Source organism: Alexandriicola marinus (assembly GCF_004000435.1).
Lineage (GTDB): Bacteria > Pseudomonadota > Alphaproteobacteria > Rhodobacterales > Rhodobacteraceae > Alexandriicola > Alexandriicola marinus.
In genome coordinates, this window is the sequence record NZ_RBVZ01000001.1 from 95,213 (window position 1) to 116,249 (window position 21,037).

The 21,037-nt window shown below is 64.1% G+C and carries 19 protein-coding genes and 1 tRNA gene; 5 read left to right on the plus strand and 15 right to left on the minus strand.

Annotated elements, in window-relative coordinates; all coding sequences use genetic code 11:
- The first annotated feature begins 7 nt into the window (after nt 1–7).
- On the plus strand, nt 8–1,009 hold the full coding sequence (locus EP376_RS00455) for an AraC family transcriptional regulator (protein ID WP_127653576.1): 1,002 nt from the start codon (nt 8–10) through the stop codon (nt 1,007–1,009).
- An 83-nt stretch (nt 1,010–1,092) separates the two neighbouring features.
- Entirely contained in the window at nt 1,093–1,344 is a 252-nt protein-coding gene (locus EP376_RS00460; RefSeq protein WP_127653577.1) for a hypothetical protein, read from the plus strand.
- Here the strand turns inward: EP376_RS00460 and EP376_RS00465 are convergent.
- From EP376_RS00465 to EP376_RS00490, 6 genes are all read right to left on the minus strand, one after another.
- Nucleotides 1,330–1,404: transfer RNA gene (locus tag EP376_RS00465), tRNA-Gln, on the minus strand. The genes EP376_RS00460 and EP376_RS00465 overlap by 15 nt on opposite strands.
- Before the next feature lie 62 nt (nt 1,405–1,466).
- On the minus strand, nt 1,467–2,813 hold the full coding sequence (locus tag EP376_RS00470) for a mechanosensitive ion channel family protein (RefSeq protein WP_127653578.1): 1,347 nt from the start codon (nt 2,811–2,813) through the stop codon (nt 1,467–1,469).
- Between the two features lie 64 nt (nt 2,814–2,877).
- Entirely contained in the window at nt 2,878–3,711 is an 834-nt protein-coding gene (gene kdsA / locus EP376_RS00475) for a 3-deoxy-8-phosphooctulonate synthase (protein WP_127653579.1), read from the minus strand.
- A 75-nt stretch (nt 3,712–3,786) separates the two neighbouring features.
- Complete coding sequence (locus EP376_RS00480; RefSeq protein ID WP_127653580.1) at nt 3,787–5,448, minus strand: KpsE/RkpR family capsule polysaccharide export protein; 1,662 nt, start codon at nt 5,446–5,448, stop codon at nt 3,787–3,789.
- Nucleotides 5,432–6,085, minus strand: coding sequence for an ABC transporter ATP-binding protein (locus tag EP376_RS00485; RefSeq protein ID WP_127653581.1), 654 nt, complete (start codon nt 6,083–6,085; stop codon nt 5,432–5,434). The genes EP376_RS00480 and EP376_RS00485 overlap by 17 nt, the downstream gene beginning before the upstream one ends.
- Before the next feature lie 181 nt (nt 6,086–6,266).
- A complete protein-coding gene (locus EP376_RS00490) occupies nt 6,267–7,550 on the minus strand; it encodes a Na+/H+ antiporter NhaA (RefSeq protein ID WP_127653582.1) in 1,284 nt (427 codons plus the stop codon).
- Nucleotides 7,551–7,675: 125 nt separating this feature from the next.
- Between EP376_RS00490 and EP376_RS00495 the strand changes: the two genes are divergently transcribed.
- Both EP376_RS00495 and EP376_RS00500 read left to right on the plus strand, forming a co-directional pair.
- On the plus strand, nt 7,676–8,260 hold the full coding sequence (locus EP376_RS00495) for a uracil-DNA glycosylase family protein (protein WP_127653583.1): 585 nt from the start codon (nt 7,676–7,678) through the stop codon (nt 8,258–8,260).
- Nucleotides 8,257–9,048, plus strand: coding sequence for an SseB family protein (locus tag EP376_RS00500; RefSeq protein WP_127653584.1), 792 nt, complete (start codon nt 8,257–8,259; stop codon nt 9,046–9,048). Before EP376_RS00495 ends, EP376_RS00500 begins: the two co-directional genes overlap by 4 nt.
- A gap of 8 nt (nt 9,049–9,056) precedes the next feature.
- On the opposite strand, the gene EP376_RS00505 is transcribed toward EP376_RS00500, so the two are convergent.
- Genes EP376_RS00505 through EP376_RS00530 form a run of 6 tightly spaced genes read right to left on the minus strand, consistent with a single transcriptional unit; the run spans nt 9,057 to nt 15,647 of the window.
- Nucleotides 9,057–9,989 carry a 2-hydroxyacid dehydrogenase gene (locus tag EP376_RS00505; RefSeq protein ID WP_127653585.1) on the minus strand — a complete coding sequence of 311 codons (933 nt, stop codon included), beginning with the start codon at nt 9,987–9,989 and terminating at the stop codon, nt 9,057–9,059.
- Nucleotide 9,990: 1 nt separating this feature from the next.
- Nucleotides 9,991–11,130 carry a rod shape-determining protein RodA gene (gene rodA / locus EP376_RS00510; protein WP_127653586.1) on the minus strand — a complete coding sequence of 380 codons (1,140 nt, stop codon included), beginning with the start codon at nt 11,128–11,130 and terminating at the stop codon, nt 9,991–9,993.
- Nucleotides 11,131–11,140: 10 nt separating this feature from the next.
- A complete protein-coding gene (gene mrdA, locus EP376_RS00515; protein ID WP_127653587.1) occupies nt 11,141–13,081 on the minus strand; it encodes a penicillin-binding protein 2 in 1,941 nt (646 codons plus the stop codon).
- Nucleotides 13,082–13,091: 10 nt separating this feature from the next.
- The gene (locus tag EP376_RS00520; protein ID WP_127653588.1) at nt 13,092–13,631 is read right to left on the minus strand and encodes a rod shape-determining protein MreD; all 540 of its coding nucleotides are present in this window, start codon (nt 13,629–13,631) and stop codon (nt 13,092–13,094) included.
- Complete coding sequence (mreC, locus tag EP376_RS00525) at nt 13,624–14,559, minus strand: rod shape-determining protein MreC (RefSeq protein ID WP_127653589.1); 936 nt, start codon at nt 14,557–14,559, stop codon at nt 13,624–13,626. The genes EP376_RS00520 and mreC overlap by 8 nt, the downstream gene beginning before the upstream one ends.
- Before the next feature lie 50 nt (nt 14,560–14,609).
- A complete protein-coding gene (locus EP376_RS00530; RefSeq protein WP_127653590.1) occupies nt 14,610–15,647 on the minus strand; it encodes a rod shape-determining protein in 1,038 nt (345 codons plus the stop codon).
- Nucleotides 15,648–16,016: 369 nt separating this feature from the next.
- Here EP376_RS00530 and EP376_RS00535 point away from each other — a divergent pair, with 369 nt between their 5' ends.
- Complete coding sequence (locus EP376_RS00535) at nt 16,017–17,000, plus strand: acyltransferase family protein (RefSeq protein ID WP_127653591.1); 984 nt, start codon at nt 16,017–16,019, stop codon at nt 16,998–17,000.
- 43 nt (nt 17,001–17,043) lie between these two features.
- On the opposite strand, the gene EP376_RS00540 is transcribed toward EP376_RS00535, so the two are convergent.
- From EP376_RS00540 to EP376_RS00550, 3 genes are all read right to left on the minus strand, one after another.
- Complete coding sequence (locus tag EP376_RS00540; RefSeq protein ID WP_127653592.1) at nt 17,044–18,603, minus strand: 2-isopropylmalate synthase; 1,560 nt, start codon at nt 18,601–18,603, stop codon at nt 17,044–17,046.
- A 217-nt stretch (nt 18,604–18,820) separates the two neighbouring features.
- Entirely contained in the window at nt 18,821–20,347 is a 1,527-nt protein-coding gene (locus tag EP376_RS00545; RefSeq protein WP_127653593.1) for a cryptochrome/photolyase family protein, read from the minus strand.
- Nucleotides 20,341–21,006, minus strand: a complete 666-nt coding sequence (locus EP376_RS00550; protein ID WP_127653594.1) for an SDR family oxidoreductase — start codon at nt 21,004–21,006, stop codon at nt 20,341–20,343. Before EP376_RS00550 ends, EP376_RS00545 begins: the two co-directional genes overlap by 7 nt.
- Nucleotides 21,007–21,037 lie beyond the last annotated feature (31 nt).

Genomic DNA, 21,037 nt, shown 5'->3' on the forward strand with positions numbered 1-21,037 from the left:
CCCGGTCATGCAAGCGCCCGAGCACCACCCGATCTACACGTCCGCTGTCCTGTCGGGTCCGATCTGTGGCATATTGGGCGTCGACTGGAGCGAGGTTCTGGCTCGTGCGGATATCGTGGCAACCGAACGCAACGACCACGCGTTTCTTGTCTCGGCCGAGGAATACCTGCGCCTCTGGTCGGCGCTGATGGACCTGTCCGGCGCGCAGGACGTCGCGAAGCTTCTGGGATTGCGGATGGCGGGCGGTCCGGCGATTCCGGTTCTTTTCGCGCTTTCCACCGCTCCGGATTTCGAAACCGGCGTCACCCGCATGGCCGCGTTCAAGAGCTTGTTCGGGCCGATGCAATTCCTCCTGTCGCGCAGCCCTTCGGAATTCAGCGTGCGCGTCGCGCCGGACGTGGCCACGGCTCCGTTGCCCGGCTCGTTCAGCAGCCCCCAGATCATCTACCTGCACGCTCAGGCCAATGCGCTGGCGCGTCAAACGATCCGTCCGCTTCGGGTGTGCCTGCCGCTGCCGCCCGACGAGCGCGAACGTCTGAAAGAGACGTTCGGCCAAATGCCCGAGCATGGTGACGCGACACTCACCTACTCCCGCGCCGATGCAGGCACGCCATTCGTCTCGAACAATCCCGAGCTATGGGAGGCCACCGAGGCGGACCTTCAGGCCCAGGCGATGATCCAATCCAAGGGCTTGCCCCTGTCGCAAAGGGTTCGGGCAACCATGCTGGAGGCGTTTTCGATCACCGAACCCACAATCGCCCATGTCTGCGGGCGTCTGAAACTCAGCCGAAGCACACTTTTGCGGCGTCTGGGTGACGAGGGCGTCACATTCCAGTCCCTGCTGGATGAGACGAGAAAAGACCTGGCGATCCGCTATCTGGTCAAGAGCAACCTGAACAACCAACAGATCGCGCACCTCGTGGGGTATCGCGATCCGAATGCTTTCCAGCGCGCCTTTCGGAAATGGACAGGCGTGACTCCTCAGTCGCTGCGCGAAAACCCCATCTAGAGGGGAACGCACGCGTTTGAGGAGATTGCCGCGTCTTGAACTCTTGCGGGTAGTCCGGCTTCAAGAAGGCGGGGAACCGCCGCTTGCCGTCGCACGCGCTGGTCGCCGCGCAGTTGGCGCAGACCGAGGCGGACGGGAACGGCTGCCAGGTGACGCCGACCGTCGGGCCGAGGAAGGTCAGGTTCCGGGGAATGCAGGATCGGCTCTACCGGTTCGTGGATTGCATCCGACACCGCGACCCGCCGGGCGGGGCATTCTTCGGGACACCCCGGGATCACTGGGAAACCCGGGTCGTCATCACCGAAAGAGGGGGGAGACGCTGGCTGGGGTGGTAGGATTCGAACCTACGGTACACGGTACCAAAAACCGCTGCCTTACCGCTTGGCTACACCCCAACAGCGAGGCGCGGTTTACGCTGAGAGTGGCGACTGATCAAGTCCTCATGGCAAAAAAAGCGTCATTCCTCGGGGGCGTCTTCGCGCAGGAGATCGGGGCGGTGTTTGTCCTGCCGTTCGCCTTCTATGATCCGCTCGAGTTCGTCGGTCGAACTGGCCGAGACATCGTCGACGACCTCGGGCACGACCTCGGTCGTCGCGGCGGGCGGGTGCGGCACTTCGCGGACCGGGGCCGGCGTCTCGGTCGGGGTCGGTTTGGTGCCCATGAGGTCGATCCTGTAGGTCGTGTCGGGCACCTCGACGCCGGCGGCCTCGATCGCGGCCTTGACCTGCCGGAGCGCCTCGCCCTTGGCGCTGAGCAGGCTGGTGCGGGTCTGATCGATCCAGCCGGTCACGACAAGAAAGACCGCACCATCGCCGATTCTGTCGATCCAGACAGACGGCGCGGGGCTGGGCAGGGTGTAGGGCAGGCGGGCCACGACCTCTTCGGCGAGGTTGCGCATGGCGGCCAGATCGGCGTCGGACGCGATCCCGATTTCGAACATGAAACGGCGCTCGGGATTGCGGGAGAAGTTGACGATGCGGCTTTTGAAGACGGTCGCGTTGGGAATGCGGATATGGTTGCCGTCCCAGCTGAGAAGGATCGTCGCGCGACTGGTCAGCCGGATGACCTTGCCCTCGTCGCCGTTGATCTCGACCGCGTCATTGGGGCGGAACGGCTGTCGGATCGACAGCATGACCGAGGCGATGAAATTCTCGACCGTGTCGCGCACGGCGAAGCCGATGGCCAGACCGATCAGGCCGGCAGCGCCGAGGATCGTCGACAGGAGCGCCGTGGCATTGAGGATATCCAGCGCCACGACGATCGCGATGATGATGAAGGCGAGCCGGACGACCTGACGCATCAGATCGGCGATGAAGGCGTTGGGCGCGATGCGGTTGAACGGGCGATTGCGGCGCGCGATGAAGAACCCCAGGAACACGATCGCCAGAAAGACGAGACAGGCGATCGCGAGGATCGGCAGAAAGGCCACGACCTGGGTCACCCGCCGTTCGAACCGTTCCAGCGCGGGGTTCAGCTGGCGGGCCAGATCGGCGGTCTGGCTGACCTGGTTGCGGACCTGAACGACACCTTCGATACGATTGACGATGTCGCCCAGCGTGTCTGCCTCGAGCGCGCTTGCCGTCTCGCCCCGGAGGGTGACGATCCCTTCGTTCACCGTGACCGTCACATCCTCATAGCCGCCCAGCTCGCCGAGGATCTCGCGGATGCGGGTGGCGATGGCGGCGTCAAGTTCGGCGTCGCTGACAGTGGTGATCGGGCCCGACGGGCCCGATGCGTCCTGAGCGGCCACGGGCGCTGCCACAAGATGAAGCACGAGAAGAACGAGAGAAATGAACCGGATCATGGCGCGTCTTTTCCTGGACTTGATCCTGCGAAGTCTGGCCCAGCGGTCGCGGCGGGCCAAGCCCTCAGATGAGCAGAGGGTCCGATTTCGCGAGCCGGTCGAATGCCATGAGAGAGGCGACAAGGCGCTCCATCCGGTCCAGCGGGATCATGTTCGGCCCGTCTGAGGGGGCGTTGTCCGGGTCTTCGTGGGTTTCGATGAAGACAGCGGCGATGCCCAGCGACACGGCCGCGCGCGCCATGACGGGCGCAAATTCGCGCTGGCCGCCCGAACTGCCGCCTTGGCCGCCCGGCTGCTGGACGGAATGGGTCGCGTCCATCACGACCGGATAGCCGGTCTGCGCCATGATCGGCAGGCTGCGCATGTCTGTCACCAGCGTGTTGTAGCCGAAGGACGCGCCGCGTTCGGTCAGCAGGATCCGCTGGTTGCCGGTGGATTCGATCTTGGCCACGACGTTGGGCATGTCCCATGGGGCAAGGAACTGCCCCTTCTTGACGTTGATCACCGCGCCGGTTTCGCCCGCCGCAAGGAGCAGATCGGTCTGCCTGCACAGAAACGCCGGGATCTGAAGGATATCGGCCGCCTGGGCCGCGGCGCTGCATTGCTCGGCGCCATGGATATCCGTCAGAACCGGGCAGTCGATCTCGCGCCGCACGTCGTCGAGGATTCGCAGGCCTTCGTCGATGCCCGGGCCGCGTCGGCCCGAGAGCGACGTTCGGTTGGCCTTGTCATAGCTGGCCTTGAACACGTACTGCGCCCCGGCTCTGGCACAAGCCTCCGCCATATGGCGGGCGATGCCCATGGCGTGATCGCGGCTTTCCAGCTGGCAGGGCCCGGCGATGATCGTCAGCGGCCTGTCATTGCCGATCTTGAGCTTTCCGACCTCGACATCCCGCATCGTCAATCTCCCGCGCTTTGAGAGGCCCCTCTTAGACCGGCAGCCGCGCGGCGTCACCCGCGAAGCGCACGGCAATCAACTGGTGACCTGTTCGCGCAGGACAGAGGCCGTGATCGACAGCATGAGATAGATGCCGGCAAAGATCAGGAAGGCGAGGATCGTGTTCTCGAAGGCGCGGGGGTAGGTCGCCTCGTCCGGAGCAAGCGGCTCGACGCCGAGTGACAGATACCGCACCTGCCGGTTCGCCTCGATTCGCGCCATTTCCATCTGCTGAAGCGCCTGTTGCACCAGAACCGTCTGGAACGTGTAGTTTTCCTCGGCCAGCCTCAGTTCAGTATTCTTCGAGGCGAGGGAATTGCCCGTCTCGTTTGCGGTTGTCATTTCCTCGCGCAGCTGGGCGATCAGCGTCTCGATGTTGGCGATCTGGTTTTCCAGTGCGTTGACCTGCGCCTCGTTGGGGCGCGCGACGTTCAGCCGTTCCTGCAACGTCAGAAGAAGCTGCTGGCGCTCGGTCTCGAGGGCCGAGATCTGCTGTGTGCGGGCGGTGGTTTCGCCCACGGGGTCGATCTGCTGCACCTCCTGCTGGATGCGCAGCCATTCCTGAAGCGCACTCGCGCGGCGGCGTTCGGCATCTTCGTAGGAGGCGAGTGCCCCGGCCATCTGATCCTCGCGCAGGCGCTGTGTCAGTTGGTCGACCTGCTCCTCGGCATAATCGATCAACGCTTCCGAGAATTGCTGGCTGACGGCGGGATCGGGGGCGATCACCTCCATCTTGAGGATGCCTTCGGTCGGATCGTAGCTGATCTTCACATGATCGCGGTAAAGATTGTAGGCGTCCTCGTTCGAGGCATCGGCGGGCAGTCGCTGGATCGGATCGATCTCCTCGTCGGAGAAGACCTCCTTGAAGCCGTGTTCCTCATCCAGCCGGGTCATCGCGGCCCGGGAGGTGAGGTAGGATTGCACCGTGATGCTGTCCTGCTGGGTGGCCATCGATGTGCCCTGGAACAGGCCGCCAAGACCTGCACCGCCCGAGGGCTCGGCCTGCTGGATCACGAATTCCGAATTCGTCGCGAACATCGGGGTGGCGATGAAATAGAAATACCAGCCCGCGATCAGCGTGGGCAGCGCGACAAAGGACAAAAGCCGCGTCAGCAGCAGAACCGACTTTCGGCGGCGGCGCTTTGCAAGATCCTTCTGGATCTGGGCAATCTCTCCGGCCCGGCGTTCGGCCGAGGTGATCCGGTCCGTCGATGGCAGGGTCTGAGGCGAGACGGGCACCGTCTGGGGAAGCTGGACCCGTCCCGTCTGCGGATCGGTCTGCGCGCCTGCCTGCCCCTGTGACTGGTCCGGCACCACCAGTTCGAGCACGTTCGAACGCTGAAACGGATCGATGCCGCGTGCGCGCAGTTGGCGGACGGCGTCGAAATCCGAGGTCACGGCCAGCCCGTGTTTCTGGGCGACCCGGCGCGCCATGCGCAATTGCCGTCCGGTCAGACCTTCCTTGCGGAGGCTTTCGATATCCTGTTCGGCGCTGACGGCCTCCGGTCCTGTCACATTGTGGGCAACGGGCGCCTGAGCATGGGTGCCGGTTCCGGCTTGCGCGCCGGGCATCGCTTGCGGCGCGGGCGCAGCCTCTTCGGGCAGCGGCGTGGCGGCCGGTTGCGGAGGTGTCAGCCCTTCGTGCAGGGGCGCACTGCGCCGGATACGGAACTTTCGTGCCTTAGGCTTCGTAGTCATAGAGCTGCTTGGCCTCTTCAAGGGTATCAAACATGTGCAGCCGACCATCCTTGAGGACGGCGGCCGAACGGGCAAAACGTTCCAGCGTGGCGGGCTGGTGGGACACAATGACGACGGTGGTGTTCTCAAGCCGCTCGCGCAGGACTTCGCCGGCCTTGCGGTTGAAATCGCGATCCGTCGTCTGGGGCATACCCTCATCGATCAGGTAGATATCGAAATCCAGCGCCAGCATAAGCGAGAACGTGAACCGCGCGCGCATCCCCTGGCTGTAGGTTCCGACAGGCATGTCGAAATATTCGTCGATGCCGCATAGCCAGCGACAGAAGCTTTCGACGTAGTCGGGGTCGAGCCCGTAGAGGCGGGCGATGTAGCGGCTGTTCTCCATCGCCGAATGGCGGTTGACGACTCCGCCCATGAATCCCAGCGGAAACGAGATGCGGCAGCCGCGGTGGATTTGCCCCTCATCCGGTTTTTCCAACCCGGCCATCATGTTGATGATCGTGGTCTTGCCGGTGCCATTGGGCGCAAGAATGCCCAGCGAATTGCCAAGCTCGACCCGGAACGAAGCCCTGTCGAGGATGACCTTGCGCTGGGTGCCCGTCCAGAAGGACTTGCTGACATTCGTGAACTCGAGCATCGCTGCTATGTCCGTCAAACTGCTCTGTGCGGCGTTATACACCCGCCTTCATACGTCTTTAATCTTTCGATACCGAGAGAATATGGCGAAATGGTGCCCGAAAGCATAATCTCGTGAACAATCTACTCTGATTTAGCGGACTTTTGGCCGGAAATTCGCCAGATCGGCAACGATGCCGGTCCTAGCGGTCGCGGCGCGCGACCCCGACGAGACGCGCGACGCCCATGGCAAGCATGAAAGAGGCGAGACCGAATAGCGCGCCCATCTTGGCGGCATCCTCGACGGGGATGGCCCCAAGCATCGCTCCGGGCGCGAAGGCGACCGAGGCGATGAAGATCGAAACGGTAAAGCCCACCGCCGCCACGCACCCGATCACGGCCAGATCGCCCAGCCCCATGCCCTTGGGCAAGCCCAGCTTCAGCGGCCGGGCGGCGAACCAGCCGAACGTCAGGATGCCCACCGGCTTGCCGATCAGAAGTCCCGCCAGAACAAGCCACGTCGGCGCACCGATCGAGCTGAACTCGACGCCCGCATTCAACAGGCCAAAGAGGAACAGGATGATCTCGACGGGGTATCTCAACAGGGTTTGAACGTGGTTCAGAAGGTCGGTAAGATATTGCTCTGCTTCGGAAAAGATACCGAATGCCCGGTCTGCATGGGGCAGGGTGGGCACGATCGGCAACAGGCCCAGCGCAGGGTGCAGGCCCGCCTCCTGAAAGCCGAACCAGCTCAGGCATCCGGCGACGAGATAGGGCCAGAACGACAGGTGATGCCGCACCCATGTGGAATTGGGCCGGGTCTCGCGTCCGCGGTCGAGCCGCCTTGGCAACCAGTTGCACAGCACGAACACGCCGATGGCCGCCGCGGCCGACAGCCCCAGCCACCCCAGTTCGAGCGCACCCGCTGGATAGAAGACCGCGATGATAATCAGGCCGATCGCATCGTCGGCGATCGCGATCAGCAGCAGGAACCGCACCGCGGGGTGTCCTGCCCCAAAGATCAGCCGCCCGAATAGATAGGCAAAGGCGATGTCGGTTGCGGTCGGAATGGCCCAGCCGCGTGATACCGCGTCATGGGTTTCCGATCCCAGAACGGCGGCAAGGCCAAGGTAGACAAGCGCCGGCCCCGCCATTCCGCCCAGCGTCGCGATCAGCGGTGTCGCGGCTTTCCTGCCCCGAAGCGCGCCGTTCTGCAGGATCAGCGCCTCCCAGACTTCCTTGCCTGCGAGCGCAAAGAAGAACGCCATGAGCACGTTGTTGACGAGGTAATGCAGCGTCAGGCTCCGCGTGACGATCTCGCCCGTGTCGGACAGAACCGGCTCACCGATGAAAACGCCATCGGCGATCACGAGGTCCGCAAATCCCCGATAGCTCTGGTTGTCGAGATTTGCCCAGACAAGTGCGATCGCCGCCCCGATCAGCAGCAGCAGCGAATAATTGGTCAGGAAGTTCCAGGCTCTGTACATCTTGACACCGCGCAGAGGATCCATCCCGCTTGTACGGCAAGCCAGAGGCCCCCGCAATCTGCCGCCGAGCACCGCGCCACCGGGCCGCGTTGCACTGGGTGGCCTGCGCCGCTAGGCCTGATCCCATGTCGATTGCGCCACGGATAAAGGCCTGCACCCTGTGCCGCGAACGGTTCGCCGCGACGCGAACCGCCCACAGGCCCCGCCCGGTGGTCTGGTACAGGCCCGGCGCGCGGATCCTCGTGGCGGGTCAGGCTCCCGGTGCGCGTGTCCACGAGGCCGGCATTCCGTTCCACGACCGCTCGGGGGACCGGTTGCGCGACTGGCTGGGGATGAGCAAGGCCGAGTTCTACGATCTCGAGAGGGTGGCCATCGTGCCCATGGCGTTCTGCTTTCCGGGCTATGACGCCAAGGGTGCCGATCTGCCGCCGCCCGCGATCTGCGCCCGGACATGGCACGAAGGCGTGATGTCGGAAATCGGCACGCCCGGCTTGCGTATCCTTGTCGGTGGCGCGGCGCAGAACTGGCACCTTGGCAAGGGACAGACCGTGACCCAACGGGTCCGCGACTGGGAACAGCACTTTCCCACGACCATCCCCTTGCCGCACCCGTCGTGGCGCAATACGGCTTGGCTGAGAAAGAACCCGTGGTTCGAGGCCGAGCTGCTGCCGGTTCTTAAGGACCGTGTGCGCAAGGTGCTGAACGAATGACCGACCCCTTCTCCGAGATCGACCGCGCACATGCCGCGATGGCCGCCGACGAGGCGGACGACGCGCTGCGGCTGGCCTTCTTTGGCGTCTTTGCCGATGCGCCGCTTGTCATCCTGCTCGAGGACGAGGCGGCCGAGGACAGCGTCTCTCCGCGCGTGATCGAGGTGAGCGGGGTTCCTTATGTCCTCGCCTTCGACAGCGACGAACGGCTGGCCGAATATGCGGGCGAGATCGCGCCCTATGCGGGCCTGTCGGGCCGCGGCCTTGCCGAATTGCTCGACGGGCAGGGGGTCGGGATCGCGCTCAACCTTACCGTGGCGCCTTCGGAATACCTCGTTCCGCCCGACGCCGTCTCGTGGCTGACGCAAACGTTGGCCCATGCGCCCGATCAGGCCGAGGCACGGCCCGTGGCGGTGCGCGCGCCCGCCGATCTGCCCGCACCGCTGGCCACGTCGCTGGCACGCAAGCTCGACGGGACGGGGGATCTGGCGCAGGCGGCCTGGCTGGTGGTGGCGGAATATTCCGACGGGCAGCACGGCTCCCTTCTGGTCTTTGTCGGCGCAGAGGAGGCCGCGCAACCCGCGCTGGCCGTCGCCGTCAGCGAGGCGCTGGCGTTCTCGGGGCTCGAGGCGGGGGCGCTCGACGTGACCTTTGCCGATGCAGACAGCGCATTGGCCGAACGGGTCGCCCGGGTGGGACGCGCCGTCGAATTGCCGCGCCGTCCCGTGGTCGAGACCGCCCCCGTGGCGCCGGGCATGGACCCCGACAAACCTCCAAGGCTCAGATAGCGCCGCGCTCAGTAGCCCCGGTCGCGATCCACGAGGTGCAGGAGCGGTTCCCCAGCTTCGGCCCGGCGCACGTTCTCGGCGATGACCCGCGCTGCCGTGACGGGCCGGGTTTCCGAGGCAACATGCGGCGTGACCGTCACCCGCGGGTGCGACCAATAGGGATGGTCGGCGGGCAGGGGTTCGGTGCGGAACACGTCAAGCGTGGCATGCGCGACCCGCCCCGATCCCAGCGCCTCCAACAGCGCATCATCGTCGATCAGCGCGCCGCGCCCGGGATTGATGACAAAGGCGCCCGGCGCCAGCCGTGCCAGCGCGGCGGCATCGAGGACGTTCTCCGTCTCGGCCGTCAAGGGCACCAGCAGGACCACGATCTGCGCCCCCTCAAGTGCCCGGTGCAGGCCGTCCTGCCCGCTCAGGCAGGTCACATTGTCGAGTGTCTTGGGGGATCGGCTCCATCCCGTGACCGGGAAGCCCAGTTGCGCCAAGGTCTCGGCACAGGCAGCGCCGAGGGCGCCAAGGCCAAGAATCGTGACCGGCCGGTCAGCGGCCAGCGGAGTTGTCCGGTGGGCCCACTCGTGGTCGGGATTGACGATATGGCCATCCATCCCGATGTGGTAGCGCAGGGCATGGCCCGCGACGTATTCCACCATGCCCCGCGTCATGCCGTGATCCACCATCCGGGCCAGCGGCTGCGTCAGGGTCCGGTTCGTGACGATGCTCTCGACCCCGGCCCAGAGCCCCATCACCGCACGCGTCCGCGTGAACGGGCGAAAGTCGCTGACCTGCCCGCCGGGTGCAAACACGATGAAATCGGTTTCTTCGGGCGCATGATCCTCGGCCAGATCGACCGTCAGCCCCGCCGCCTCGAAGGCCTGAGACAGCGGCGCCCTGTACCGGGCGAACTGGCCATCGGGGGCCGAGAACAGGACCTTGATCGCCATCTCAGCGCGGCTTGTGCACATGGGCCGATTGCACGAGCCCGAACCCGATCATCAGGACAAGCATCGCCGAGCCACCATAGCTGACCAGCGGCAGAGGCACGCCCACGACGGGGGCAAGCCCCATCACCATCGACATGTTCACCGCGAAATACAGAAAGAATGTCATCGCCACGCCCAGGGTCAGAAGTGAGGCGAACCGGTCCTTGTTCGACAGGGCCGATATCACGCAGAACAGGATTATCAGCCCGTACAGCACCAGAAGCGCGAAAGCGCCCACAAAGCCGAATTCCTCGGCCAGCGTAGTGAAGATGAAATCGGTGTGCTTCTCGGGCAGGAAGTTGAGCCGCGATTGCGTGCCCTGCATGAAACCGCGCCCCGTCCAGCCGCCCGAGCCAAGGGCGATCTTGGCCTGCGTGATATGATAGCCTGCGCCCAGCGGATCGTTGGACGGATCGAGGAAGGTATCGATGCGCCGGTACTGGTAGTCCTTCAGGATTTGCCAGGTCGTGCCCCGGCTTTCCAGAACGGCCACGACCGCGCCCACGCCCGCCGCGATAACGGTCGCGAAATAGGCCCAGTGCACGCCTGCAAGAAACATCACCGCGGCCCCGCCGACGACCAGCAGGATCGACGTGCCCAGGTCGGGCTGCGCAAGGACAAGCATGACCGGCAGCATGATGAAGACGACCGGAACAAGGACCCAGAACGGGTGGCTCACTTTCTTGAGCGGCAGCCAGTCGTAATAGGCGGCCAGCATCATTACCATCCCGATCTTCATCAACTCCGACGGCTGAAGCCGCATGAAACCAAGGTCGATCCATCGCTGTGCGCCCATGCGCGTCTCACCCAGAAATTCCACCGCGACGAGCAGAACGAGCGACACGATATAGGCAAGACCGGCCATATTGCGCCAGAACCAGATCGGGAACATCGCGATCAGGACCATCAGGCCCAGCCCCATCGCAAAGCGTTTGGCCTGTGGCTCCATCCATTGCGAGGCCGAACCGCCGGCCACGGAATAAAGCATCAGGAACCCTGCGCAGGCGACCGCAGTCAGCAGGATGATCAGCGGCCAGTTCAGATACAGAAGCTTGCGCAGCCCTGACGGGACATAGCGAACCTGATATTCAAGATAGCTCATCGCGCACCCCTCAGGCCTGACTCGCCGCATCCGAGCCCGGGGCGATCCGGTTGCGAATGCGTTCCTGTTGCTCGGCGATGCGGCTGCGCACGTTTGACGGATAGGCCGAGAGCGGCGGCTCGCCGCCATAGAGCGCCTGCAGCGTCACGTCCCGGCCGATGGGCGCTGCTGCCGCCGATCCGCCACCGCCATGCTCGACGATGACCGAGACCGCGAAGCGCGGGTTCTCGAAGGGCGCGTAATTGACCCACAGCGCGTGGTCGCGGCGTTCCCATGGCAGATCGGCATTCGAGGTCACGCCGCGCGCCCGCTCTTCGGGGGTGATGCGCCGCACCTGGCTCGTGCCGGTCTTTCCGGCCATCCGGGCCTCCTCGGCGACGATCCGTGACCGGTAGGCCGTTCCACGGCTGTGGTTGCAGACATCGTACATCGATTGCCGGATGCGGCGCAGGTAATTCTCGTTCAGGCCCATCGGTTCGCCCGCGCCCGTCGGCTGCTCCACCCCGTTGATCGTGTGGATCAAACGGGGCGAGACAGAGCGTCCGGTCGCCAGTCGCGCGGTCATCACCGCAAGCTGCAACGGTGACGCCAGCACATAGCCCTGACCGATCGAGGCGTTGACGGTATCGCCCACGCGCCAGTCCTCGCCGCGGACCCGGCGTTTCCATTCCTTGTCCGGTGCGAGGCCCGTGGCCACTGCCGACAGCGGCACGTCATGTTCGACCCCGATGCCGAAGCGGCGGGCCATGTCGGCGATCTTGTCGATGCCGACCCGCTGGCAGATGTCGTAGTAATAGACGTCGCAACTTTGCTTGAGGCTTTCGTGCAGGTTGATGTTGCCGTGCCCGCCCCGGCGCCAGCAATGGAACCGCACGTCGGAGACATCCATGTACCCGGGGCAATAGACCGTCTCTTCGGGGTCGATGACCCCGTCTTCGATCGCGGCAAGAGCGGTGATCATCTTGAAGGTGGAGCCGGGCGGATAGACGCCCTGGATCGTCTTGGCGGCCAGCGGGCGGTAGGGATCCTCGGTCAGGCCCGTCCAGTCCGCCACCGAAATGCCGCGCACGAACTTGTTGGGGTCGAAGGACGGCGCAGAGGCCAGCGCACGCAGATCGCCTGTTTCAAGGTCCATGACGATCGCCGCGGCGCTTTCGCCCTCGAGCCGTGCCTCGACATAGGTCTGCAACTCCGCATCTATGGTCAGCTGGATGTCGGCGCCGGGCACGCCTTCCTGACGGTCCAGCTCGCGCATGACCCGGCCGAGGGCATTGACCTCGATACGCCGCGTTCCGGCAGAGCCGCGCAGCGTGCGTTCCAGCTTGTTCTCGACCCCGGTCTTGCCGATCTGAAAGCGCGGAATCTGAAGCAGCGGATCCTGATCGTCGATCCGCGACAGGTCGAAATCGCTGACCGGGCCGACATAGCCCACCACATGCGCCAGGTCCGCGCCCAGAGGATAGTGCCGCGACAGCCCCACCTCTGCGGTGATCCCGGGCAGGGCAGGGGCGTTGACGGTGACCTTGGCCACATCGTCCCACGAGACCCGCTCCATGATCGTGACCGGCACGAAGGGCGATCTGCGGTTCAACTCCTCGATCGCATCGGCCAGCACGTCGTCGGGGATCGCGACAAGCTGGCGAAGCCGGCCCAGCACCTCTTCGACATCGCCCGCATCCTCGCGCACCATCACGATGCGGTAATTCTGTTCGTTCTCGGCCAGAGGCACGCCCTTGGCGTCGAAGATCAGGCCGCGGGCAGGGGGGATCAGGCGGATGTTGATCCGGTTTTCATCGGCAAGAAGCCGGAATTCGTCGGCCTGATCGATCTGCATGGATTGCATGCGGTAACCGAGGGCCCCCATCAGCGCGAGCTGGGCCGTGCCCACCAGCATGGCCCGACGCGTGATCGTCCGGTTGCTCTGTTCCGTTTCTTTCTGCGGCTTGCGCATGACGCCTCCGTCACAACCTGTGGCCGAGAGAATCCACCTCGCCGGGGGCGGGGCGGCTTATCCCGAAAACAAGATAGGCCAATAGAACGACGATTGGATAGACAAGTGCCGTTGAAACCGCCTCCATCAAGGACAGGCTGAATGGCGGTTGCGGGATCAGAGTCAAGGCAAGCACCATCCTTTCGATCAGTGAAATGATCACGATCCCGAGTGCGATGCTTGCCCATTCAAGGGTAAGGGGCAATTGCCGCATAGATACGCTGCGGGCGCGCAGCATCTCTGTCAGGATCAGGACGAGTGCCGCCATCAACCCCGGTGGCCGCTGAAAGACCAGATCCGCCAGAAGGAAGACCACCGCCACCATCGGCGCCGGGACGAATTCCGGCCTCCGCGCGATCCAGACCAGCGTCACGACCAAAAGTAGATCGGGCCCCGCCCAGGATCTGGGCAGGGTGTTGAGAGGCAAAAGGTTCACGAACATGATCAGGATCACGATCGCGAGCCATGACAGCTGGCCTCCCCAGTTTCGTGCTGATGCAGGTTCAGCCACTGGTGCCCTCCGCCGATGCGGTCTCGCCCTCGGGGGCGTCGGCAGGCTCCGGCGTAAGCGTCGGCGCTGGGCCGGGGGCGACAAGGCTTCCGGGTTCTTCGATGGGTTCGTTCGGCCGGGCCCGGAGCACGCGAAGGAATTCCAGCCGTTCGTAATCCGCGGCCAGCCGGACCCGCAACCGGCGATCGGTTCCCAGCGCGACACGGCCGATCAGCAGGTCGGCGGGAAACAGCCCGCCATCGCCTGAACTGACGACCCGGTCACCGGGCCGGATCAGGTCGTCATCCTCCACGAAATTCAGGGGCGGATAGATCGAATTGTCGCCCGCCATGATCGCACGCTGGCCCGACGGCTGAATGATGACGGGGATGCGGCTCGACGTATCCGTCAACATGAGAACCCGGCTCGAATTGCGGCCGACACCCGATATCCGGCCCACGAGGCCGATGCCATCCATCGCAGGCCAGCCGTCGAGGATTCCGTCTGCCGCCCCCACGTTCAGCAGCACCGATTGCCGGAACGGAGAGCCGCTGTCGGCCATCACGACACCGGTGATGTAGGTCAGGTTCGGATCGATCTGCACATTGTTGAGATCGAGAAGCTTGGCGTTTTCCTGCTCCAGCTGAAGCGCCGCCTCGCGCCACGCGCGCATCTGCTGCAATTCGCGCCTGAGGTCCTGGTTCTGCTCGTAGATGCGTGCATAGCTCTGGAAGCTGGACACCATGTTCGCCACGCCCGTCACCGGCGCCATGGCCCAGTCGAGGTTGGGAACGATCCTGTCGATCACCGCCGCGCGGAACCTTTCGACCCGGGGGCTGTCGATCCGCCAGACAAAGAATGTCCCCAAAAGGACAAGCACCATCAGGCCGATCAGCAGCCTGCGGAGCGGGCCGACATAGTCTTCTGAACCTCGTCGGTCTCTGGCCAAGCCTTCACCCTTTCACGCAGCGTTGCCCCGGGGGCGCGATGCCGGGGCGGTCAGCTTTCGTAGTCAATAACGTGCTTGAGCTGCTTTTCATATTCCAGCGCTTTGCCGGTGCCCAATGCCACACAATTCAGCGACTCGTCCGCAACCGATATCGCAAGACCTGTCTGCTCGCGCAGGGCAAGGTCCAGCTCGCCCAGAAGCGCGCCGCCCCCGGTCAGCATCACGCCACGGTCGACGATGTCGGCGGCAAGATCGGGCGGTGTCGCCTCGAGCGCCGTCATCACGGCCTCGCAAATCTGCTGGACCGGTTCGGCCAGCGCCTCGGCCACCTGGGCCTGGCTGATTTCGGTTTCCTTTGGCACGCCGTTGAGAAGGTCGCGGCCGCGGATATGCATCGATTGCCCGCGTCCGTCATCGGGCATCCGTGCCGTGCCGATCGAGGTCTTGATCCGTTCGGCCGTCGCCTCGCCCACCAGTAGGTTATGCTGCCGACGCAGGTAGGACACGATGGCCTCGTCCATGCGGTCGCCCCCGACCCGGACCGACCGGGCATAGACGATGTCGCCCAGCGACAGGACGGCCACCTCTGTCGTGCCGCCGCCGATATCGACGACCATGTTGCCCGTGGGATCGGTGATCGGCATCCCTGCACCGATGGCCGCCGCGATGGGTTCGGCGATCAGGCCCGCGCGGCGGGCGCCGGCGGACAGGACCGATTGCCGGATCGCCCGTTTTTCGACCGGGGTCGCACCATGGGGCACGCAGACGATGATCTTGGGCTTCGAAAAGGTCGACCGCTTGTGAACCTTGCGGATGAAATACTTGATCATCTCTTCGGCGGTATCGAAATCCGCGATGACACCTTCGCGCATCGGGCGGATCGCCTCGATCGAGCCGGGCGTGCGGCCCAGCATCAGCTTGGCATCTTCGCCGACGGCCAGCACCTTTTTCACGCCATCCTTCACATGGTAGGCCACGACAGAAGGCTCAGACAGGACGACGCCCCGTCCCTTGACATAGACAAGCGTATTCGCCGTTCCGAGGTCGATCGCCATATCTGACGAGAAAAGGCCGTTGAGACCGAACATGTCGATTCATCCATGTTAATTGGCAGCATACCGGGCGGCTCCGGGTCCGGGCGGTTATATTCTTTGGCGGGCCTTTGCGAAAGGGGGCCTTTTCTCGGCCTGAATCCACAGGCCGTTCTTCGCCATGAAATTGATTATATTCGACTTTATATATCGTAACACTTTGTTATTTTTACGAAATTAATAGAAAAAATACATTTTTCGAACATCTCGCCATGCCGCTTGATCAGCCCGTTTTCGGCATCGCCAAGTCCTCGTTTCGGCTGAGAGCCCGGGCAAAGTGATGTAGGCGAATCTCACCCGGGCGGTATTTTACGGCCCGGCACGCTTTGCAGTCGCAACTTTGCGGCCCTTTGCCAAGATGTGGATATGAACACGCAGGTGCACAATCCGGTCACTCTCCCGCCGCTTCCGGCGGGGCGGCTGCCTGCGGTGGATTGGGGGCGTCTCGGCCTCGCGATGGTCGTGGTTGTCGGCCATGCGGGTCTCTTCAAGGATGTCCATATTCCGACCCATGCGGCTTTCGCCAACGGCTTTGCCCGGATCGTGGTGCCCTTCTTCATGATCGTATCGGGCTATTTCTTCGACAGTGCGATGCGCCGGGGGCCATCGGTCTGGTCGGCGGGCGTGCTGCGGCTCTACCTGTTCTGGACCGCCGTCTTCCTGCCGCTCGTCGTTCTGATCGGGGATTTCTCTTTCGCCAAGCTCGGTTTCTACATCCTGACCGGATACGCCCATCTATGGTATCTGCCCGCGCTTCTGGGGGCGGGCCTGATCCTCTGGGTCGTGCGCGACTGGAGTTCCGGGCGCATCTTCCGGCTGGCGCTGGGCCTGTTCCTGGTGGGCTTCACCGTTCAATACGTGCTGAATTACCTCGTGGGGTTCGATCGGCTGACACACCGGAACGGCTGGATCGTTCTGCTGCGGAACTTCGTGTTCTTCGGCTTTCCCTACATGGCGCTGGGATACCTCCTGCGCCGCGGGACAATGCTTGACCGTATCGGCACGCCCGGGTTGATCGGTCTGCTGGCGCTGGGTTCTGCGGTCATGGCGGCAGAGGTCTGGCTCAACTATCATTTCCTGATACTGGCCGGATATTTCGACCTGATCGGCGGCGCGTTTCTCGTGACGCCGGTGGTGTTCCTGCTCCTGACCCGGGTCAGGGCGATCCCCGGCAACAGATGGCTCGCGCCGATGTCGGCCGCGATCTATTTCATCCACCCGATCTTCGTCTATCCGCTGGAACATTGGATAGGGATCGAGCCGATGCTGCGTGCACCGATCTCGCTCGTGGCGTCGATCGGCGCAAGCTACCTGCTCTTGCAGTTCAACAAGCTCGTGCCCGTGATCTGAGACTGCAAAGGCGAGCCCCGAAGGCCCCGCCTTTGCCCGAACGTCAGCCGACGTCCTTGTAGTTGACCTCTTTGCGGTCGATGCCGGGCGCGCTTTTCTCGCGGCGCACGATCAGGCGGTTGATCGCGTTGACATAGGCCCGGACGCTGGCGACCACCGTGTCGGTATCGGCGGACTGGCCCGTCGCGATGCGGCCCTCCTCCTCGAGCCGGCAGCTGACGGTGGCCTGCGCGTCCGTGCCCTCGGTCACTGCGTGCACCTGATAGAGCTGCAGCCGCGCATTGTGCGGGTAGAGCTGCTTGACGGCGTTGAAGCTGGCATCGACCGGACCGTCGCCGGACGCGATGACCGAACTTTCGGTGCCGTCGATATTCAGCGTGAGTTCCGCATCCGCCGGCCCGCCGGTGCCGCAGGTCACCCGCAGCGAGACCAGCTTGACGTGGTCTTCCAGCGCCTCGTTCTGGCGCACCAGCGCGATGAGGTCGTCGTCATAGACCTCCTTCTTGCGGTCGGCCAGTTCCTTGAACCGCACGAAGACGTCATTCAGCTGGTTCTCGGCCATCTCGTAGCCCAGATCCTTGAGCTTGGCGCGCAGGGCCGCGCGGCCCGAATGCTTGCCCATGACGAGGTTGGTCTCGGTCAGGCCCACGTCTTCGGGGCGCATGATCTCGAACGTCTGGGCGTTCTTGAGCATGCCATCCTGATGGATGCCGCTTTCATGGGCAAAGGCGTTCTTGCCGACGATCGCCTTGTTGAACTGAACCGGAAAGCCCGACACCGCCGCGACACGACGCGAGATGTTCATGATCTTCGTGGTCTCGATCCCGGTGTCATAGGGCATGATGTCGCCGCGCACGCGCATGGCCATCACGACCTCTTCAAGCGCGGTATTTCCCGCCCGTTCGCCCAGGCCATTGATCGTGCATTCGATCTGGCGCGCGCCGCCCGCCACCGCGGCCAGCGAATTGGCCGTCGCCATCCCGAGGTCATTGTGACAATGGGTGGAAAAGATCACGCCTTCCGCGCCCTCGACCTCGGCGATCAGGCGGCGGATCAGATCGGCGCTTTCGACCGGTTCGGTATAGCCGACGGTGTCGGGGATGTTGATCGTGGTCGCACCCGCCTTGATCGCGATGTCGATGGTGCGTCGCAGGAAATCCCACTCCGTCCGGGTCGCGTCCATCGACGACCATTGGACATTGTCGCACAGGTTGCGGGCATGGGTGACGGCGTCGTGGATCCGTTCGGCCATCGCGTCCATGGTCAGGTTGTGCATGTCGCGGTGAAAGGGCGAAGTGCCGATAAACGTGTGAATTCGCGGCGATTTCGCGTATTTCACAGCCTCCCAGCAGCGGTCGATATCCTTGAAATTCGCGCGGCTGAGGCCGCAGATCGTCGAGGTCGACGCCCGTTTCGCGATCTCGCTGACAGCGCGGAAATCGCCTTCCGAGGCGATGGGAAAGCCCGCCTCGATGATGTCGACGCCCATATCGTCGAGCATGTCGGCAATCTCGAGCTTTTCCTCATGGGTCATGGTCGCGCCGGGGGATTGCTCGCCATCGCGCAGCGTCGTGTCAAAAATGAGCACACGGTCTTTGGTCATGTCGGTATTCCTTGATTTCCTTGAGCCTTTTCCTGGCGCTGCTTACCTCTGAGCGGTCGCGCCCGATGGCACGCTCAGAGGCGGCTAAGGAGAAGAAGAAGGCCGGCAGCCATCGGCGCACGATCGGCGCAGGTCTGGTTATGAGCGTTCTTCAACATGGCGCGCACTATAGCGGCGATTCGCCTGATGCAAAGATGAAAATCCGCAAAAATCCGGATCAGACCGCAGCGCCCTCGTCGAGCCGGTCCAGAAAGGCGCGGGCCTCGGACAAAACGGTCTCGCGTTTGGCCTCGTCCATGCGGTCCCAGGTGCGGTAGATGTTGCCCAACCGCGGATTGCCTTCGAACCGGTCGCGGTGCCGGTCGAGGAAATGCCAGTAGAGCAGGTTGAAGGGGCAGGCATCCGGCCCCGTCTTGTCACGGACCTTGTAGCGGCAATCACCGCAGTAATCCGACATCTTCGCGATGTAATTGCCTGACGAGACATAGGGTTTCGAGGCGATGACCCCGGCATCGGCAAACTGGCTCATCCCGATGACGTTCGGTGCCTCGACCCATTCATAGGCATCCGCATAGACGGCCAGATACCATTCATGAAGCGCGTGGGGGTCGATCCCGGCCAGAAGCCCGAAATTGCCGGTGACCATCAGCCGCTGGATATGGTGGGCATAGGCGTGGGCTTCGGTCTGGGCCACAGTCTGGCGGATGCATTCCATCCCCGTCTCGGCCCCCCAGAACATCGCCGGAAGCGGCCGGTCATGGCCGAGCGCGTTGCGGCGCGTATAGTCGGGACCTTCAAGGAAATAGATGCCCCGCACGTATTCGCGCCAGCCGATGATCTGGCGTATGAAACCTTCGACGGCATTGAGCGGGGCCTCGCCTGCCTCCCATGCGTCCTGCGCGGCCCGGCAGACCTCAAGCGGATCAAGCAGCCCCGCGTTCAGGTAGAGGCCCAGAACAGCGTGCCACAGGAAGGGCTCGTCCCTGACCATCGCATCCTGAAAATCGCCAAAGCCCGGAAGGCCGGTCTTCACCCAATGCGCGAGGTGGCGCCGGGCCTGCCCGCGATCCGTCGCGAACCAGAACGGGCGGAGCGTGCCGAAGTTGTCGCCGAACCGGGCCTCGACAAGGTCGAGCACCGCGTCCACCTCTGCATCCGGCGTGAACTCCATCGGACCGGAGGCGGTTACTTCGTCGGGCGCGGGTTTGCGGTTCTCGGCATCATAGTTCCATTTGCCGCCCGACGGCGCGCCATCCTCCATCAGAAGGCCCGTCTTGCGGCGCATCTCGCGGTAGAAATACTCCATCCGCAATGCCTTGCGCCCCTCGGCCCAGGCCTCGAATTCCGCGTGCGTCGCGATGAAACGACGGTCTTCGAACAGATGAACGGGAAGGGGCATGTCCTCCAGCGCCGAGATCAGCCGCCATTCGCCGGGCTCCGTCGCCAGAACCTCGCCGGCGCCGAATTCCTCGGCCCTGCGCAAGATCTCCCCGGGGATGGAGCCGGCATTATCGGGATCGTCCAGCCGGGTATAGGCGACACGCCAGCCGTCCTGTTCCAGCCCGGCCGCGAATTTGCGCATGGCGGCAAAGACGAAGGCGATCTTCTTGGGATGATGCGGCACGTAGCCCGCCTCGCTGGCGACCTCGGCCATCACCACAACGTCGCTTGCGCGATCCGCTTCGGCCAGTGCTGCGATGTCGGGGGTCAGCTGGTCGCCCAGAACGAGGACGAGCCTTACCACGGAACCTCCGCCCCCGAATAATCGAAGAACCGGCCCGATTGCGCGGGTTCCAGCCCGGTCAGCACATCGACAAGGTTCCTCGCGGCCTCGTCCGGGGGCACGGTCTTGTGCCGGCCAGCGTAATCGGCGGTAAAGGGCGTGGCGACCGTGCCGGGGTGAAGTGCGACGCAGACCGCCTTCTTGTGCGTGCGCCCCATCTCGATCGCGGTGCCACGCACGATCTGGTTCAGCGCGGCCTTGGACGCCCGGTAGCTGTGCCAGCCGCCGATCTTGTTGTCACCGATCGAGCCCACCCGCGCCGACATCACCGCCAGAACCGACGGCGTATCGCGCGGCAGGAGCGGCAGCGCCGCCTGCACGACAAGCGCGGGGCCGATCGCGTTGACGGCCAGCACCTCGGCCATGATCGCCGCCTCGATGGCCGAGACCGATTTCTCGGGCCCGGTGCCGTCGGGGGAAAGGATACCGGTCGCGACAAAGATCAGGTCGAACGGGCCGTCCTGCCGGCCCATGACCTCGGCGACAGAGGCCGGATCGGTGATATCGAGCCCGTCGTCGCGGCGCGACAGGGTCGTGACCGCGACGCCGCGACGGGTGAGTTCTTCGGCGACGGCGCGGCCGATGCCGCCCGAAGCTCCGATGACGAGTGCATGTTTCATGACCCGACAGCTAGGGCCGGCGGTGCCATGG